Origin of the sequence: Arthrobacter sp. GAS37, assembly GCF_044908325.1 — a bacterium.
In the GTDB taxonomy this organism is placed as follows: Bacteria; Actinomycetota; Actinomycetes; order Actinomycetales; family Micrococcaceae; genus Arthrobacter; species Arthrobacter ramosus.
This window is the reverse complement of the sequence record NZ_JBIYDB010000002.1, coordinates 163626-179300: the sequence shown is the minus strand read 5'-3', so window position 1 is coordinate 179300 and position 15675 is coordinate 163626. Positions and strand designations below refer to the sequence as shown.

General features: G+C 64.4%; 13 protein-coding genes and 1 tRNA gene. 7 read left to right on the top strand and 7 right to left on the bottom strand.

Annotated features, from left to right (window positions below; all coding sequences use genetic code 11):
• Window positions 1-19: 19 nt before the first annotated feature.
• Entirely contained in the window at window positions 20-1471 is a 1452-nt protein-coding gene (locus ABH924_RS03060; protein WP_404496789.1) for an SDR family NAD(P)-dependent oxidoreductase, read from the bottom strand.
• Window positions 1472-1587: 116 nt separating this feature from the next.
• The gene (glgC, locus tag ABH924_RS03055) at window positions 1588-2970 is read right to left on the bottom strand and encodes a glucose-1-phosphate adenylyltransferase (protein ID WP_404496787.1); all 1383 of its coding nucleotides are present in this window, start codon (window positions 2968-2970) and stop codon (window positions 1588-1590) included.
• A 104-nt stretch (window positions 2971-3074) separates the two neighbouring features.
• Between glgC and glgA the strand changes: the two genes are divergently transcribed.
• Window positions 3075-4274, top strand: a complete 1200-nt coding sequence (glgA, locus tag ABH924_RS03050) for a glycogen synthase (protein WP_404496785.1) — start codon at window positions 3075-3077, stop codon at window positions 4272-4274.
• 178 nt (window positions 4275-4452) lie between these two features.
• Here glgA and ABH924_RS03045 read toward each other — a convergent pair whose 3' ends face one another.
• Together ABH924_RS03045 and ABH924_RS03040 are read right to left on the bottom strand one after the other, a co-directional pair.
• Window positions 4453-6561: an acyl-CoA dehydrogenase gene (locus tag ABH924_RS03045; protein ID WP_404496783.1), complete on the bottom strand. Its 2109-nt coding sequence runs from the start codon at window positions 6559-6561 to the stop codon at window positions 4453-4455.
• 34 nt (window positions 6562-6595) lie between these two features.
• A complete protein-coding gene (locus ABH924_RS03040) occupies window positions 6596-7318 on the bottom strand; it encodes a TetR/AcrR family transcriptional regulator (protein WP_404496966.1) in 723 nt (240 codons plus the stop codon).
• A 68-nt stretch (window positions 7319-7386) separates the two neighbouring features.
• Here ABH924_RS03040 and ABH924_RS03035 point away from each other — a divergent pair, with 68 nt between their 5' ends.
• The 3 genes from ABH924_RS03035 to ABH924_RS03025 are packed head-to-tail and all read left to right on the top strand — an operon-like array spanning window position 7387 to window position 11023.
• Complete coding sequence (locus ABH924_RS03035; RefSeq protein ID WP_404496781.1) at window positions 7387-8757, top strand: acetyl-CoA C-acetyltransferase; 1371 nt, start codon at window positions 7387-7389, stop codon at window positions 8755-8757.
• Window positions 8758-8762: 5 nt separating this feature from the next.
• Window positions 8763-10115, top strand: coding sequence for a 3-oxoacyl-ACP reductase (locus ABH924_RS03030; RefSeq protein ID WP_404496779.1), 1353 nt, complete (start codon window positions 8763-8765; stop codon window positions 10113-10115).
• On the top strand, window positions 10112-11023 hold the full coding sequence (locus ABH924_RS03025) for a MaoC family dehydratase (RefSeq protein ID WP_404496777.1): 912 nt from the start codon (window positions 10112-10114) through the stop codon (window positions 11021-11023). Before ABH924_RS03030 ends, ABH924_RS03025 begins: the two co-directional genes overlap by 4 nt.
• 230 nt (window positions 11024-11253) lie before the next feature.
• Here ABH924_RS03025 and ABH924_RS03020 read toward each other — a convergent pair.
• Window positions 11254-11336, bottom strand: a tRNA-Leu gene (locus ABH924_RS03020).
• A gap of 276 nt (window positions 11337-11612) precedes the next feature.
• Between ABH924_RS03020 and ABH924_RS03015 the strand changes: the two genes are divergently transcribed.
• Complete coding sequence (locus tag ABH924_RS03015; protein ID WP_404496775.1) at window positions 11613-12917, top strand: M20/M25/M40 family metallo-hydrolase; 1305 nt, start codon at window positions 11613-11615, stop codon at window positions 12915-12917.
• Window positions 12918-12927: 10 nt separating this feature from the next.
• Complete coding sequence (locus ABH924_RS03010) at window positions 12928-14088, top strand: acyl-CoA dehydrogenase family protein (RefSeq protein WP_404496773.1); 1161 nt, start codon at window positions 12928-12930, stop codon at window positions 14086-14088.
• A gap of 46 nt (window positions 14089-14134) precedes the next feature.
• Here the strand turns inward: ABH924_RS03010 and ABH924_RS03005 are convergent, their stop codons facing one another.
• Window positions 14135-14368 (bottom strand): DUF5703 family protein, encoded by a 234-nt coding sequence (locus ABH924_RS03005; protein WP_059389241.1) that lies wholly within the window; start codon window positions 14366-14368, stop codon window positions 14135-14137.
• Between the two features lie 39 nt (window positions 14369-14407).
• On the opposite strand from ABH924_RS03005, the gene ABH924_RS03000 reads away from it, so the two are divergent.
• Window positions 14408-14680, top strand: a complete 273-nt coding sequence (locus tag ABH924_RS03000; RefSeq protein ID WP_234749337.1) for a hypothetical protein — start codon at window positions 14408-14410, stop codon at window positions 14678-14680.
• Window positions 14681-14699: 19 nt separating this feature from the next.
• Here ABH924_RS03000 and ABH924_RS02995 read toward each other — a convergent pair whose 3' ends face one another.
• Window positions 14700-15632, bottom strand: coding sequence for an aldo/keto reductase (locus ABH924_RS02995; RefSeq protein WP_404496771.1), 933 nt, complete (start codon window positions 15630-15632; stop codon window positions 14700-14702).
• Window positions 15633-15675: the final 43 nt, after the last annotated feature.

The window sequence follows — 15675 nt, the reverse complement described above, 5'->3', positions numbered from 1 at the left end:
CCGCGGCCCTCCGCCTGGATTACCAGGGGGAGGGCTTGTAGTCCTTCAGGAAGACGCCGTACTGGTCTTCGCCGTTTTCGCCCATGACGATGGGATCGTAGACACGCGCCGCCCCGTCCACGAGGTCGAGGGGCGCGTGGAAACCTTCCTCCATGAGCCGGACTTTGGTGTAATGCGGGCGTTCGTCAGTGATCCATCCGGTGTCGACGGCGGTCATCAGAATCCCGTCGCTGTCCAGCATCTCTTGTGCGCTGGTCCGGGTCATCATGTTCAAGGCTGCCTTGGCCATGTTGGTATGCGGGTGCCCGGGGCCCTTGTAGGCGCGGGAGAACTGCCCCTCCATGGCCGAGACGTTCACGATGTACTTTCTGTGTGCCGTGGAGCGCTTCATGGCTCCACGGAGTCGGCTGACCAAGAGGAACGGCGCCGTGACGTTGCAGAGCTGAACCTCGAGCATCTCCAGCGGATCGACTTCGTCCACCACTTGGGTCCAGCTGTTGATGGCCGCAAGGTCGGGAACCAGGCCGCCGGCGTCGATCGCGGTGCCGGTCGCGATCCGCGCCAAAGACGCCGAGCCCGTGGACAACGCGAGCGAGGTAATCGCATCGCCCGCCAGCACAGGATGATCGGTGACGCTTTGGGTGATGGCCAGGGGGTGCTTGTCGTGCGCATGGCCGAACGTGACCAGCTCCGGCCCGCCATTGGCTGCCTGCAGGGCCTCCGGCAGCGGCTCGTCCTCGGCATCCACCAGGGGCTTGTATGCATTCCCAGACCGCCGGACCGTTTGGGCGGCGTTGTTGATGATGATGTCGAGAGGGCCGGCCTCATTGAGGGAATCGGTGAGGGCCATGACCTGTGAGGGATCACGGAGGTCGATGCCCACAATCCTGAGCCGGTGCAGCCAGTCCGCACTGTCTTCCATGGCGGCGAAACGTCGTGCCGCGTCCTTGGGGAAGCGGGTGGTGATGGTGGTGTGTGCTCCGTCGCGGAGCAAACGAAGGGCGATGTACATGCCGATCTTGGCGCGCCCACCCGTGAGGAGGGCGCGACGTGCGCTGAGGTCCGTGCGGGCATCGCGCTTACTGTGGCTGAAGGCCGCACATTCCGGGCATAACTGGTGGTAGAACGCGTCTACTTGCGTGTAGTGCTGCTTACAGATGTAGCAGGGCCGGGACCGGATGAGGTGGCCGGCGATTTCGCCCGTGGCCGAGGTGGCCAGCTTGTTGCCGCGGGTCTCGTCGTCAATCCTGTCCGGGGCTGCGGTGGCGGTCAGTGCGATGACAGCGCGGTCGGCTTCAGCGATCTCGTCCCGTTTGGTGACCCGGCGATGGCGCTTGACGGCCTTGAACATCTTTCCCGTGGCACGACGGATGGCGACGTAGTCCGGGTGCTCCTCGTCGTAGGCGTGGATGGTGTTCAGGACCTTGAGGCAGGCCTGGATCTCTTCAGGCGTCAAATCGGCGGGGCTCATTGGGTCAATTTTACAGGGTCGGGCACAGCAAAGCCTCCCAGGCGGCAGCGGCTGGAGGCCTGCTGTCGCCTGGGAGGCCGGGGGCTGTTCTAGTTCCGGGATTCCTGGGTTCCGGGTCAGACCTCTACCGAGGAAGCCTGGATTTTCGTGACCTGCTCCGCGGAGTCCCTGATGTCAGGGAACTTCTCCGTCGCGGCCTTGATCGCCTCCGGCACCGAGCGGCGGTAGTCGGCCGCCAGGGCGAGCTCGGAGGCCTCCGGCTCCGGTACCACCTGGTCCTTGGCGAGCACGGTGATTCCGGATTCGGTGACCTTGAAGCCGCGGGCCCGGTCGAGGTCGGGATCCAAGCCAATGGCAGCCCCGGCGGGGACTTTCACGTTTTTGTCGATGATTGCTCGTTTGACCACGGCACCTGCACCGATGCGCACCTTGTCCATCAGCACCGAGTCCTGGACCCTGGTGGCCGGTCCTACGTAAACATCGTTGGAGAGCACGGACCCTTCCACGATTCCGCCGGAGATTACCGAGCCACTGGCCACGATGGAGTCCAGCGCGGTGCCCACGGTGCTGTTCTCGCCCCGGACAAACTTGGCCGGCGGTGAAATACTCTGCCGCGTGTAGATGGGCCATTCCGAGTTGTACAGGTTGAATATCGGCACGGGTGAAATCAGGTCCATGTGGGCGTCATAAAAGGAATCGATGGTTCCAACGTCGCGCCAGTACGTGCGGTCGCGTTCGGTGGAACCGGGAATATCGTTGAGCGTGAAGTCGTAGACACCGGCCTCACCCTGGGACACGAAGTAAGGGATGATGTCGCCGCCCATGTCGTGCTTGGTGTCCAGGCGCTCCGCATCGATGCGGAGTGCTTCCACCAGGGCGTCGGCGTCGAAGACATAGTTGCCCATGGAGGCAAGGAACTGCGAGGGATCGGCGGCGAGGCCTTCCGTTTCGGCGGGCTTTTCCACGAACGCCGAAATCTTCTGGGGATCGTTTTTGTCAACCTCGATCACGCCGAACTGGTTGGCCATGTTCAGTGGCTGGCGGACGGCCGCAACTGTGGCCTTGGCTCCGCTGGCCACGTGCTGTTGGACCATCTGCTGGAAGTCCATGCGGTAAACGTGGTCCGCTCCGACCACGACAACAATGTCGGGGTTGGCGTCGTGAATCAGGTTCAGGGACTGGTAAATGGCATTCGCGCTGCCGAGGAACCAGCTCTTGCCCACGCGCTGCTGGGCGGGAACCGAGGCGACATATCTGCCCAGCTGGGTGGACATCCGCCAGGTCTCGGAAATGTGGCGGTCAAGACTGTGCGACTTGTACTGGGTCAACACCACGATCTGGAGGTACCCGGAATTGACCAGATTCGAGAGAGCGAAATCGATCAATCGATACCCCCCCGCAAACGGCACCGCAGGTTTGGCCCTGTCTGCCGTCAATGGCATAAGGCGGTTTCCTTCGCCGCCAGCCAACACAATTGACAATACTTTCTTCAACGCCATGGTGTTTGCTCTCCCTGTACGTCTTTGTAGCCCCCGAAAAAAGCCCGGGTTGCCGGACCCTTTCACACTAGAACACATACTCCGGAAGGACTACGTTAGGTAGCGTGCGCGTAGACATTGTGACTAAAGAGTTTCCACCCGAAATCTATGGCGGGGCCGGTGTGCATGTTGCCGAGCTCAGCCGCGTCTTGGCGAAGCACGTGGATCTGCAGGTGCGTGCCTTCGGCGCGCCCCGTGATGCGGACTTCCACGGTGCAACGGTGACGTCGTATTCCACACCGGATGATCTGGGGGCGGCCAATGCCGCTGTCCAGACCCTCGGGGTGGATTTGCGCATCGTGCCGGACATTGCCGGAGCGGACCTGGTCCATTCCCATACTTGGTACGCCAACATGGCCGGCCACCTGGCGTCGCTGTTGCATGGGATACCCCATGTGCTCAGCGCCCACAGCCTGGAGCCGTTGCGGCCGTGGAAAGCTGAGCAGCTAGGCGGTGGCTACGCGTTGTCCTCATGGGTTGAAAAGACTGCCTACGAGGCCGCCGCGGCCATCATCGCCGTCTCGGACGGCATGCGGAAGGACATCCTGCGCAGCTATCCGAACGTGGATCCCGCCAAGGTCCGGGTGGTCCACAACGGCATCGACGTCGACATGTGGCAGCCGGACGAGGGCGAAGACGCAATTCGTGCCCTCGGCATCGACCCCGCCAAGCCCAGTGTGGTCTTCGTTGGGCGTAACACCCGCCAGAAGGGCGTCCCTTACCTCCTGAAGGCTGCGGCCAGCTTGCCGGAAGATGTGCAGCTTGTGCTGTGCTTGGGAGCGGCGGACACCCCCGAACTCGCAGCGGAAACGGCCCGCCTCATCGAGGACCTGCAGGGCAAACGCCAAGGTGTCCTGGTCATCGAACGCATGCTTCCGAGGCATGAGCTCATCCAGGTCCTCAGCCATGCCACGGCCTTCGCTTGCCCGTCGATCTACGAGCCCCTCGGCATCGTCAACCTCGAGGCCATGGCATGTGGGGCAGCCGTCGTGGCAAGCGCCACTGGCGGCATCCCCGAAGTTGTTCAGCACGGCGAAACAGGACTGCTGGTGGAACTGGAGCAAGTCACGGACGGCACCGGCACTCCGTTGGATCCCGAAAAGTTCGTCGCAGATTTCGCCGCCGCCCTCAATGAGGTTGTGTCCGATCCTGCGCGGGCCAAGGTCATGGGTGCCGCGGGCCGCGTCCGGGCGGAGGAACATTTCTCCTGGGAGTCGATCACCGAAACAACCCTCGAGGTCTATCGTTCGGTCCTCGCCCCCTGACCTTCCAACCTTAGTTCCCAAGTGACTCGCAGTAAGTGTCGTTTTGAGGGCTCATAACGACAACAAATGCGAGTGAGTTGGGACAGAACGACGGCGGCGCCGCACCCCTCAGCGGGAGTGCGGCGCCGTCGTCGTTAAAGGATTCGGCAACTGTTCACCGGCCGGTCACGGCAGGATGCTAGCTGGATTTCCTCCCCTTCAACGCGAGGAGGCTCTTCTCCTCGGCGGGGGCGTTGCCGCTTGCCCGTTGCGCCCGGAAGTGGCCGCGGGCTTCGTCCTGGCGTTCCTTCTCGGCCCCCGAGGCGATGGCCGCCCGCAAGTGCTCCGGACCGTAGCCGAAGGAATCAACCAGGTCCAGGGCGTGGGGACGGATCTTGACGAGCAGCCTGTTGATGTAGGCCCCGACGGTGCGTCCGCGCTGCATGGAAAGGCGGCCGTTCATGAGGTACCAGGACAGGTGTTTCTCAATGAGGGAGAGGCCAAACAGGTCGCGAAGCCATGTCATGACTCGCAGGGTACCGGGGTCGCCGACCTTGCCGAGGGCTTCGGTGAACGCTTCCCATTGCAGGAGTTCGGCGTGGGCCTGGGCGGCTTCAATCAAATCGTCCTGATGCTGGTTGAACAGTGCGGCGCCCTGGTGCTGTGGAAGCTTGTTTGCACCCTTGAGCGCAGAACCCACCTCCGCCACCATGGACTGCACCCGGTCTGTCAGGAGCGTGCGTTGGCCTTCTTCGTCCCGCAGGGCGAGCGCGGCTTTCTGGACTGATCCCGTGTCCGCCACGAACTGCGCTACTTGCCGCAGGCCGGTGCGGTTGATGGCGACGTCCGCGGCCTGGGCGGCCACGAAGCGGGCAAGCACGCCAAAGTCGACGTTGCGGAACTCCTTGGCGTAGTCGGCCAGAAGGCGCTTGGCGACGAGCTGGAGAAGCACGGTGTTGTCACCTTCGAAAGTGGCATAGACGTCCAGGTCCGCGCGGAGCGAGGCGAAACGGTTCTCGATGAGGAATCCAGCGCCGCCGCAGGCCTCGCGGCACTCTTGCAGCGTGTCGAGCGCGTGCCAGGTGCTCATGGGCTTGAGGGCCGCGGCGAGGGTCTCGAGGTCCTGGCGGTCGGCGTCGGTGTCGTGCCGGCCGGAGAAGACGTCGTCGAACTTTTCGAGCAGCTGCTCGTGCGCGAAGCTCGCCGCGAAGGTGGTGGCAAGCCGGGTGAACAAGCGGCGCTGGTGCCGCTGGTAGTCCAGCAGGACTTCCTCGTCAGTGGGGGAGGAGGCGTTGAACTGGCGCCGTTCGGCGGCGTAGCGGATGGCGGTTGTCAAGGCCACCTTGCTGGCGGCGACTGCGGCGCCGTCGAGGGAGACACGGCCCTGCACCAGGGTTCCGAGCATCGTGAAGAAGCGCCGTCCCGGGCTCGCGATGGGCGAGGTGTACTCGCCTTCGGGGGAGACGTTGCCGTAGCGGTTGAGCAGGTTGGTGCGCGGGACACGGACATCGGTGAAGTGCAGGCGGCCGTTGTCGATGCCGTTGAGCCCGCCCTTGATGCCGTCGTCTTCCCCGCCGATTCCGGGCAGGAACTCTTTGGTGTCCGGGTCCCGCAGCTGAACATAGAACGCGTGGACGCCATGGTTCACGTTGCGGGTCACCAGTTGGGCGAACACGACGGCGGCCAGGCCGTCCTCGGCTGCGTTGCCGATGTAGTCCTTCCATGCGGCACGGAACGGAGTGTTGATGACGAACTCCCGGGTGGCCTCGTCATACGTGGCCGTGGTCGCGATGCTCGCAACATCGGAGCCGTGCCCAGTTTCGGTCATGGCGAAGCAGCCGGGGATCTCCAGGCTCATGATTCCGGGCAGCCATGTGGTCTGGTGCTCCTCCGTGCCGAGGTGCATCACCGCTGAACCGAAGAGACCCCACTGGACGCCCGCCTTGATCTGGAGTGAAGGATCGGCAGTGACGAGCTCCTCGAAGCCGGCGATGTTGCCGCCGTGGTCATCCGAACCGCCCAGGCTGGCGGGGAAAGCCCGGTGTACGGCGTTGTTTTCCACGAGGTACTTCAGCTGCCCGAATACACGCTTGCGGTGCTCGGTATGCGTCAAGCCTTCGATCTTGTGTACCTCGGGACGGCCCGCGAGCTCGCGCGCCGTGTGCCGGATGTGGGCCCACTTGCCGAGCAGCAGTTCGCCAAGGGCCGCTACATCCACCGTAGGGGCGGGCGCAGCGGGCTGTGTGCTTGCAGCCGTTCCCGAGGCTGCCCGGTTGCTGGAGGAGGTGCGGTCCACTACTTCAGTCATGGTGATTCCTTCTTTGGTTCCGAACAACGTGGAGTCATTGCTGATATTCAGAGGAGTTGATCTTGAGTTCCGGGGCGATTCCCACGCACAGCCAATCGGTGATCCGGGCCGCCATGGTTTCCTGGTCGGGCTTTGCGGGGGAGGCGGGACTACCGAGCCACCTCTCGCCGGCGTTGCGGACCAGCCCGATGGCCGCGGTTGGCCAGTAGTCGATCAGTGCTTCCTTTTCCGCGCCCAGGTGTTCCCGCATGGGCCGGGCGATCATGGCACTGATCGACTCGAAGAAGTGGCCAAGGGCTCCCGAGGCGGCGATGGCGTCTTGCGCCGAGGGTTCCCCTTGCGAGAGCCGCGTGATGAACGCGTAGACGGCGGGGCTGGACTCCGCCATCTGCAGGTACGCGGAGACCATGGCGAACAAGCCTTCGCGAGGAGTCTGCGCGCTTTCCGCCGCTTCCTTCATCCGCCGTTGCATTTGTCCCAGTACTACTTCGCCCATTGCCTGTTGCAAGCCGGCTTTGTCCCCGAAATAGCGGTAGTACACCGACTTGGAGGTACTGGCCGCGGTCGCGATGTCCTCCATGGAGGCCTCGCTGCCCAGCGCGTGGACAGCCTTGCGGGCGGCCTTGATGAGATCGCGCCGGCGCTCTTCGCGGTGGAGCTGCCAGCGGGCGGCGCGGCCGTCGACGGCGGGAGCCTCACCGTCCGCGGGGGGCGGGGTCCCGGCGTCGCGTTCGGCGGGAAGTCCTGGCCTGGGGATGTTCACGATACTCAGCGTATCAGGTACGCTGGGTATCAGTAACCCGATGTGATCATAAGGAGAAACGCATGCCTGCAGCAGCACATTCCGAGAGCGCACCACACGAATCCCCCGCAACCCCGGGCACACTCCGCAGGGCCGTGGTGGTCGGCGGGAACAGGATCCCCTTTGCCCGGACCGGCGGCGCCTACACCAAATCGTCGAACCAGGACATGCTGACGGCGGCACTGGACGGGCTGATCGCCCGCTTCGGCCTTCAAGAGGAGCGGATCGGCGAGGTCGCCGCAGGAGCCGTCCTGAAGCACTCCCGCGACTTCAACCTGACGCGCGAAGCGGTGCTTGGCTCGGCCCTTTCCGCGGAGACGCCTGCCTACGATCTCCAGCAGGCGTGCGCCACCGGCCTTGAGACCGTCCTGGGCCTTGCCAACAAGATCAAGCTGGGCCAGATCGACTCGGCTATTGCCGGCGGCGTCGACTCTGCCTCGGATGCCCCTATTGCCGTGAGCGAGGGCCTCCGCGAAATCCTGCTTGACCTCAATCGCGCCAAGTCCCTGCCCGATCGGCTCAGGGTCCTCTCCCGGCTGCGTCCGAAGGACCTCGCCCCGGACGCTCCGAACACCGGGGAGCCGCGGACAGGCCTCTCCATGGGAGAGCATCAGGCGCTGACCACGGCCCAATGGAAGATCAGCCGCGAGGCGCAGGACGAGATTGCGTTCAATAGCCACCACAACCTCGCCGCGGCCTACGAACGCGGCTTCTTCGATGACCTCGTGACTCCGTACCGTGGGCTGAGCCGTGATTCGAACCTCCGGCCCGATACGTCCATGGAGAAGTTGGCCACCCTCAAGCCCGTCTTCGGCAAGAGCCTTGGAGCCGAGGCCACCATGACGGCCGGCAACTCCACCCCGCTCACGGACGGCGCCTCCACGGTGCTCCTCGGCACTGAGGAATGGGCGGATGCCCGGGGCCTGCCCAAGCTGGCTGTCGTCGTCGACGGCGAGGCGGCCGCCGTCGATTTCGTCCACGGCAAGGACGGACTCCTCATGGCCCCTGCCTTTGCAGTGCCGCGACTCCTCGCACGCAACGGCCTGTCCTTCGAAGACATCGACTTCTTCGAAATCCACGAAGCCTTTGCGGGCACCGTCCTGAGTACGCTCGCCGCGTGGGAAGACGAGGACTTCGGCCGTACCCGGCTGGGACTTGATGGTGCCTTCGGCAAGATCGACCGCGCCAAGCTCAACGTCAACGGCTCGTCCCTCGCCGCCGGACATCCCTTTGCCGCCACCGGCGGACGGATCGTCGCCTCGCTGGCGAAGATGCTCCACGACAACGGCCCCGTGGACGGCCGTCCCGCGCGCGGAATCATCTCCGTCTGCGCAGCCGGAGGGCAGGGCGTCGTCGCGATCCTTGAGGCTTACTCCGCCCCGGAAGGGCGGTAGCCGGCATGACGGACAAATACATACAGTTTGTCAGCCACGGGATTGGCAAGGACCTGGCAAAAAAGCTCGGCCTGCCCCAACCTGCTGTGCTCCGGAGGTACAAAGCGGGAGAACCGCTGGTTCCGGGTCCGGTCCTTGTGCTCGGGAGTGGCAACGGCCGGGCCGCCGGCTCCGACGACTTGGCTGCCGCCCTCGTGGGCTGGGGCCTCGACGTCCGGCGTTCTGCATTGCCCAAGGAAAAGCTGGGGGCGATCATCCTGGTACTTGACGCCGTCGAGCACCCGGAAGAGCTTGCCGGACCCGTTCTCACCGCGGCCCCGTCGCTCCGCGATTTGGCCCCCGGCGCCCGGGTCGTCACGATCTCCCGCACCTCCGCCTCTGCCGCCAACCCGGCGGTTGCCGCCGGTCGTCAAGGCGTTGACGGGCTGCTGCGTTCCCTCGCCAAGGAACTCCGGGCAGGTGCCACGGCCAACGGCATTCTCCTGGGGGACAGTGCCGGCACCACGAGCCCCAGCACGCTGGGTGCGCTGCGCTTCTTCCTGTCCGGCCGGTCCGCGTTCGTGGACGGCCAGTTCCTGACCGTCACCTCAGGCGCCGGCGAGCTTTCCTCCGATGCCGACAAGCCCTTGGCCGGGAAGGTAGCCGTCGTCACGGGAGCCGCCCGCGGAATCGGCGCGGCGATCGCGCGGACCCTGCACCGGGACGGCGCCCGGCTGGTGGTGGTGGATATTCCCGCTGCGGGCGACCACCTCGCCGCCGTCGCCAACGAGGTCCATGGCACTGCCCTGCAATTGGACATCACGGCCGAGGACGCCGGGAGTCGGATCATCGAGCACGCAGTGGAACGCCACGGCGGCCTCGACATCGTCATCCACAATGCCGGCATTACCCGGGACAAGCTCCTGGCCAACATGGATGAGGGCCGCTGGAATTCCGTCATCGGCGTGAACATCGCCTCGCAGTTGAGAATCAACGAGGCACTCCTGGGCTCTGACCAGCTCCACAAAACCCCGCGGATCGTGTCCGTCGCCTCCACCAGCGGTATCGCCGGCAATCGCGGGCAGACCAACTACGCCGCTTCGAAAGGGGGAGTGATCGGCATGGTCAGGGCCACGGCGCCGTTGCTGGCAGGACGCGGCGGCTCCATCAACGCCGTCGCGCCCGGCTTCATCGAGACCGACATGACCGCCCGGATCCCCTTCGCCACCCGGGAAGTGGCCCGCAGGCTGAATTCGCTGCAGCAGGGCGGCCTGCCCGGGGACGTGGCAGAGGCAATTGCGTTCCTGGCATCGGATGCGGCCGCTGGAATCACGGGAGAAGTGCTCAGGGTCTGCGGACAGAACCTGGTGGGTGCATGAGCACGGAACAACCGCTCATCCTGGGGGAGCTGCCGTCCCTCTCGAAGCTGTACGTGAATGCGGCGGCGACGGCGGCACGGCGGAGGGTGCTGGGATTCCAGACAGCCACCGCGCTGCCCCACGGGAGCCATGAGGTCCGCGGGGTGCGGGCCGACGTCGCGAACCTCACCGCGTACCAGCACCTGATCGGCGAGACTGCGAGTGACGCCCTGCCGGCCGGCTTCATCCATGCCCTCGCGTTCCCGGTTGCCATGAGCGTGCTGAACCGCGACGACTTCCCGCTTCCCCTGCTGGGGATGATCCATTTGAAGAACCATGTGAAGCAATTGCGGGCAGTCCAGTTCAGTGAGCCGCTCGACGTCCGGTCCTGGGCCGAGGACATGCGCGGCCACAGGGCGGGAACCCAGCTGGACGTCGTCGCCGAGGTCCGGTCAAGCAACGACGGGGCCTTGCTCTGGCGGGGCGTGTCGACGTATTTGGCCAAGGGGGTCTTCCTTCCGGGAGTCGATAAGGCCGGCACGGCCGCCGCTCCGGCTGACTTCACGGCACCCGCACCAACAGGCGCCTGGCAGCTCGGCGTGGATACCGGCCGCCTTTACGCCGCTGTATCCGGAGACTTCAATCCGATCCACTTGAGCCTCCTCTCGGCCAAGGCGCTGGGCCTGCCGCGGTCAATCGCGCACGGCATGTACCTTGCATCCCGGGCCTTGGCCGACGTTGGCTCGGTGAAGTCGGAAGCGTTCCGATGGGACGTGAATTTCGAGGCACCGGTGTTCCTCCCCGCGCGGGTGGCCCTGGAAATCGGCACTGTCCACTCCGCGTCGGGGTCGTGGGAGCGTTCGGATTACGTCGCCTGGAACCCACGGAGCGGCAGGAGGCACTTCAGCGGATCCGTGACGGCGCTGTAGGGCGCCGGTTTCGGGGTTCAGGTTCAAGGTTCAGGACGGCGGTCACCCACGGGGGCGACCGCCGTCGCCGTCCCTCGCGGAGCCAGATTCGGAGCCAGGTTCGCTGCCGTGGGTGAATTGCCGGTAATGCAATTTAGTAAATGTGATGAACGCCGCAAATCGCCCGAAAAGGCAAATTCAGGTTAAACAAACAAGGCCTGGAATTATCATAATTCCAGGCCTTGCAATTGTGCGCGGAGGGGGACTTGAACCCCCACCCCCTTTCGAGGACTAGCACCTCAAGCTAGCGCGTCTGCCATTCCGCCACCCGCGCAGGTGGTGTTCGGAGCCTTCGTTCTGCGCCTCTCGGCGCTTCTCTTTCCTCCGAAGCAGCGAGAAAAACTCTAACACGGTTTCGGGGAAATAAAAAAACCGGAGCTGGAGGGGGGCCTGCCAACCGCAATTGGACCCTGCCATTCCGCGCCAAAACGCAGGAAAGCGCGCGGCCAAACGAGCCTGCGGTGGGTAGGCTGAGGGAAGCGCGCGGGAGCGTCCGCACCATCTGCCTACCCGCCGGAGTCCGTCCATCCCAGCCAGCAAGGAGAGTTCCATGACTGATATCCGACCCGAGGACGAAGTAGTCCGGATCTGCCAGGAGCTCATCCGCATAGACACCTCGAACTTCGGTGACGATTCCGGTCCCGGGGAACGCATCGCGGCGGAATACACCGCGGCGCTTATTAATGAAGTGGGATTGGACGCTGAAATCTTCGAGTCGGCTCCGGGCCGGGCCAATGTCATCACACGCATGGCGGGGGAGGATCCCTCGGCCGGCGCCCTCGTGGTGCACGGCCACCTCGACGTCGTCCCGGCGCTCAAGGACCAGTGGTCCGTGGATCCCTTCAGCGGTGAACTCAAGGATGGACTCATCTGGGGACGCGGCGCCGTGGACATGAAGGACATGGACGCCATGATTCTCTCGGTCATGCGCGACTTCGCCCGCACGGGACGCAAGCCCAAGCGGGACATCATCTTCGCGTTCTTCGCTGACGAGGAAGCCGGAGGCAACCACGGCGCGCGCTACGCCGTCGAGCACCGCAAGGAACTCTTCGACGGCGCTACGGAAGCGATCTCCGAAGTAGGCGGCTTCTCGGCCACCATCGGAGGCCAGCGCACGTACTTGCTGCAGACCGCGGAGAAGGGCCTTTCCTGGCTGCGCCTCGTCGCCCACGGCCGTGCCGGGCACGGTTCGCAAATCAACACGGACAACGCGATCACCCGCCTGGCCGGGGCTGTCACCAGAATCGGCGAGTATCGATGGCCGATCGAGCTGACCCCCACCACCCGGCAGTTCCTCGATGGTGTCACGGAACTGACCGGCGTCGAGTTCGATCCGGACAACCCCGAGACCCTCCTGAAGGAACTCGGCACCGTGGCGCGTTTCGTGGGAGCTACCCTCCAAAACACCTCGAACCCCACGCTGCTGAGCTCCGGATACAAGCACAACGTCATCCCCGAATCGGCGGAAGCCCTGGTGGACTGCCGCACGCTGCCGGGCCAGCAGGAATTGGTCTTCGAAACCGTCAAAAAACTTGCCGGAGACGGCGTGGACGTCAGCTACGTCAACAAGGACGTGTCCCTGGAAGTGCCGTTTGCCGGCAATCTGGTAGACGCCATGATCGATGCCTTGCACTCGGAAGACCCCGGTGCGAAGGTGCTGCCCTACACCTTGTCCGGCGGCACTGACAACAAGTCGCTCAGCAAGATCGGCATCACAGGCTACGGCTTTGCGCCCCTGATGCTCCCCGAGGAACTCGACTTCACGGGGATGTTCCATGGCGTTGACGAACGCGTTCCGGCGGATTCGCTCAAGTTCGGATCCAGGGTACTCAACACCCTGCTCAGCAACTACTAGGGAGAACGCCTTGATTCCTGAGGAGATCCTGCCGGACGAGCTGCTCCGCCGCATCCGGGGCCGCGCAGCGGGCTACGACCAGAACAACTCCTTCTTCCACGAGGACCTTGAGGAGCTCGCTGCGGCGGGTTACCTGAAGATCTTTGTCCCCGGGTCCGACGGCGGACTGGGGCTCGGGCTCGAAGCCGCGGCGGCGCTTCAGCGCCGGCTGGCCACGGCTGCCCCGGCCACCGCGTTGGCCGTCAACATGCACCTTGTCTGGACCGGCGTCGCGCACGTCCTGGCGTCCCGCGGCGACGACTCCCTTGACTTTGTCCTCAAAGAGTCCGGACAGGGCGAAGTCTTTGCCTTCGGGATTTCCGAGCCGGGTAATGACTCCATGCTCTTTGATTCAGGGACCACGGCGGAACCGCAGCGTGACGGCGGGTACAGCTTCACCGGGCGGAAGATCTTCACGAGCCTGTCGCCGGCATGGACCCGCCTCGGCATCTTCGGCAAGGACAGCGGCGCACGGGACGGGAGCGGGGAACTGGTTTTCGGCTTCCTCCAACGCGATGCGCCAGGCCACGAGACACTGAATGACTGGGACACCCTGGGCATGCGGGGCAGCCAATCGAACACCACGCTTTTGCAGGGTGCCGGAGTGCCGCCGGAACGGATCTTCCGGAAACTGCCCGTGGGCCCCAACCAGGATCCGTTGATCTTCGCGATCTTCGCGTGCTTCGAAACACTGCTTGCCGCGGTCTACACGGGCATCGGGGAGCGGGCCTTCACCCTGGCAGTCGAGGCCGCCAAGCGCCGTACGTCCGCCAAGTACGGCGGTCGGAGCCTCTCGCAAGACCCGGACATCCGCTGGAAGATCGCCGACGCCGCCATGGCAATGGATTCCATCCAGCCCCAGTTGGCGTCTGTTGCCCGTGACGTGGATGCCCTGGTCGATCACGGGGCGCAGTGGTTTCCCAAGTTCGTGGGGCTCAAGGTGCGGGCCACCGAGAACGCCCGGACCATGGTGGATGTGGCGATCCGGGTTTCCGGAGGCTCAAGCTACTTCCGGGGTTCCGAACTCGAGCGGCTGTATCGCGATGTGCTGGCCGGGATCTTCCATCCCTCCAATGACGAATCAGCGCACACCACGGTAGCCAACGCGTGGCTTGGCCCGCTCGAAAGCTGAAACGCCCGAAAGCTGGAGCGGGGAACCCGAAAAAGCGGCCGTGCTGCTACACGGTGCGCTGTACGTTGAGTACTCTGCGGCGCAGCCAGAACCGGCGACCGCCGCCGATATAAAGGATGCTCCGCTCCAGTTCCCACTTGCCGTATTCGGAGTGTTCCACGAGCCGACGCCGCGCCTCGGGCAAGGAATCGTCAGGGCTGACAGTCAGTACGAGATACTCGTACTGCCTTGCGTAGTCCCGCTGACGCTCAACTGAACTGCTCAGAAATTGTTCTCTCATCCCTCTCCATTTTCGTCTTTTTCGGGCTAACGTGAAGTCATGAGCATCGATCCGCGTGTCGCGCTTCAGTCATTGACAGCCGCCTTAGAAGAGCACCTGATTGCCGCTTCCGCCCGCCGGGGCGAAGGAGATCCCGCTGTGGAGGCAGCGTTTTTCGCCGTCGCAGATGCCTTTGAGGTATATGAGGACTCACTATACGAGGCCTACTCGGAAGTCACACCACTTCAGGTGTTCGACGACGATGAAGAAGATGACGACGAGGACAACAATGAACTCCTCGATGAAGACGAGCTGGAGATCCTTGACCAGTGATGCTGCGGTTTCAGCCGGGTCAGATCGCTGAAACGTCTTCCAGTGCCCGCGAAATTTCAGCGGGAAGAGGCGCCAGCTGCGCATCGAGCAACTCCTTGAGCTGGACCGCATTGCGCGCGCCCACTATGGCCGTGGATACGCCCGGGCGGGAGAGCAACCAGCTCAGCGAAACGTCGACGGCGGAGCGTCCCAATCCACGCGCGGCCATTGCCGCTGCTTCGACGATCCGTGCGCCCCGCGCGTCGAGGTACTTTTCGACGTACCCGCTGAGACGGCCCTCAGCGGCTCGTGATTCAGAAGGAATCTGTCCACGGTATTTGCCGCTGAGCACCCCGCGGCCGAGGGGCGCCCACGCCATGAGGCCAAGGCCGGCGTCCTCGACCGCGGGCACCAGTTCGTCTTCGGGCTTCCTGTGCAGGAGCGAGTATTCGGATTGGTTGGCCACCACGGTGAATCCCGCGATGGCCGCAGCCTTGGCGGTCTGCCAGCCGTTGTAGTTGGAGATGCCGACGTACCGCGCGCGTCCCGAGCGCAGCGCAAGGTCAAGTGCGGAAAGCGTTTCGTCCAGCGGAACGTTGCCGTCCCAGGCGTGCGCGAACCAGATGTCCACGTAGTCGGTGCCCAAGCGGGCAAGGCTGGCGTCCAGTGCGGACAGCATGGAACCGCGGGAGGCATCGACACTGCGCCGGCCGTCCGACGTCGAAACGCCCGCTTTCGTGGAGAGGACAACCTCCGAACGCGCCACAACGTCCCCCAGCATGGAGCCCAGGAGGGCCTCGGCTTGCCCACTTGCGTAGGAGGCCGCGGTATCGATCATGGTGCCGCCCGCTGCGATGAACGTATGGAGCAGCTCCCGTGCATCCTGTTCGTCCGTTTCTTCCGCCCAGGACATGGTGCCCAGGGAAAGGGTGGACACCCGAAACCCACTGTTGCCGACGTAACGCTGCTGCATAGCTGATAGCTTACGGGGAGATCGGGTAGATCATGACGTAGGG

Bases quoted from the DNA above. Each gene is read 5' to 3' on its own strand.
- ABH924_RS03060 (WP_404496789.1), bottom strand. From the start codon at position 1,471: ATGAGCCCCGCCGATTTGACGCCTGAAGAGATCCAGGCCTGCCTCAAG.
- glgC (WP_404496787.1), bottom strand. From the start codon at position 2,970: ATGGCGTTGAAGAAAGTATTGTCAATTGTGTTGGCTGGCGGCGAAGGA.
- ABH924_RS03045 (WP_404496783.1), bottom strand. From the start codon at position 6,561: ATGACTGAAGTAGTGGACCGCACCTCCTCCAGCAACCGGGCAGCCTCG.
- ABH924_RS03035 (WP_404496781.1), top strand. From the start codon at position 7,387: ATGCCTGCAGCAGCACATTCCGAGAGCGCACCACACGAATCCCCCGCA.
- ABH924_RS03030 (WP_404496779.1), top strand. From the start codon at position 8,763: ATGACGGACAAATACATACAGTTTGTCAGCCACGGGATTGGCAAGGAC.
- ABH924_RS03025 (WP_404496777.1), top strand. From the start codon at position 10,112: ATGAGCACGGAACAACCGCTCATCCTGGGGGAGCTGCCGTCCCTCTCG.
- ABH924_RS03015 (WP_404496775.1), top strand. From the start codon at position 11,613: ATGACTGATATCCGACCCGAGGACGAAGTAGTCCGGATCTGCCAGGAG.
- ABH924_RS03005 (WP_059389241.1), bottom strand. From the start codon at position 14,368: ATGAGAGAACAATTTCTGAGCAGTTCAGTTGAGCGTCAGCGGGACTAC.
- ABH924_RS03000 (WP_234749337.1), top strand. From the start codon at position 14,408: ATGAGCATCGATCCGCGTGTCGCGCTTCAGTCATTGACAGCCGCCTTA.
- ABH924_RS02995 (WP_404496771.1), bottom strand. From the start codon at position 15,632: ATGCAGCAGCGTTACGTCGGCAACAGTGGGTTTCGGGTGTCCACCCTT.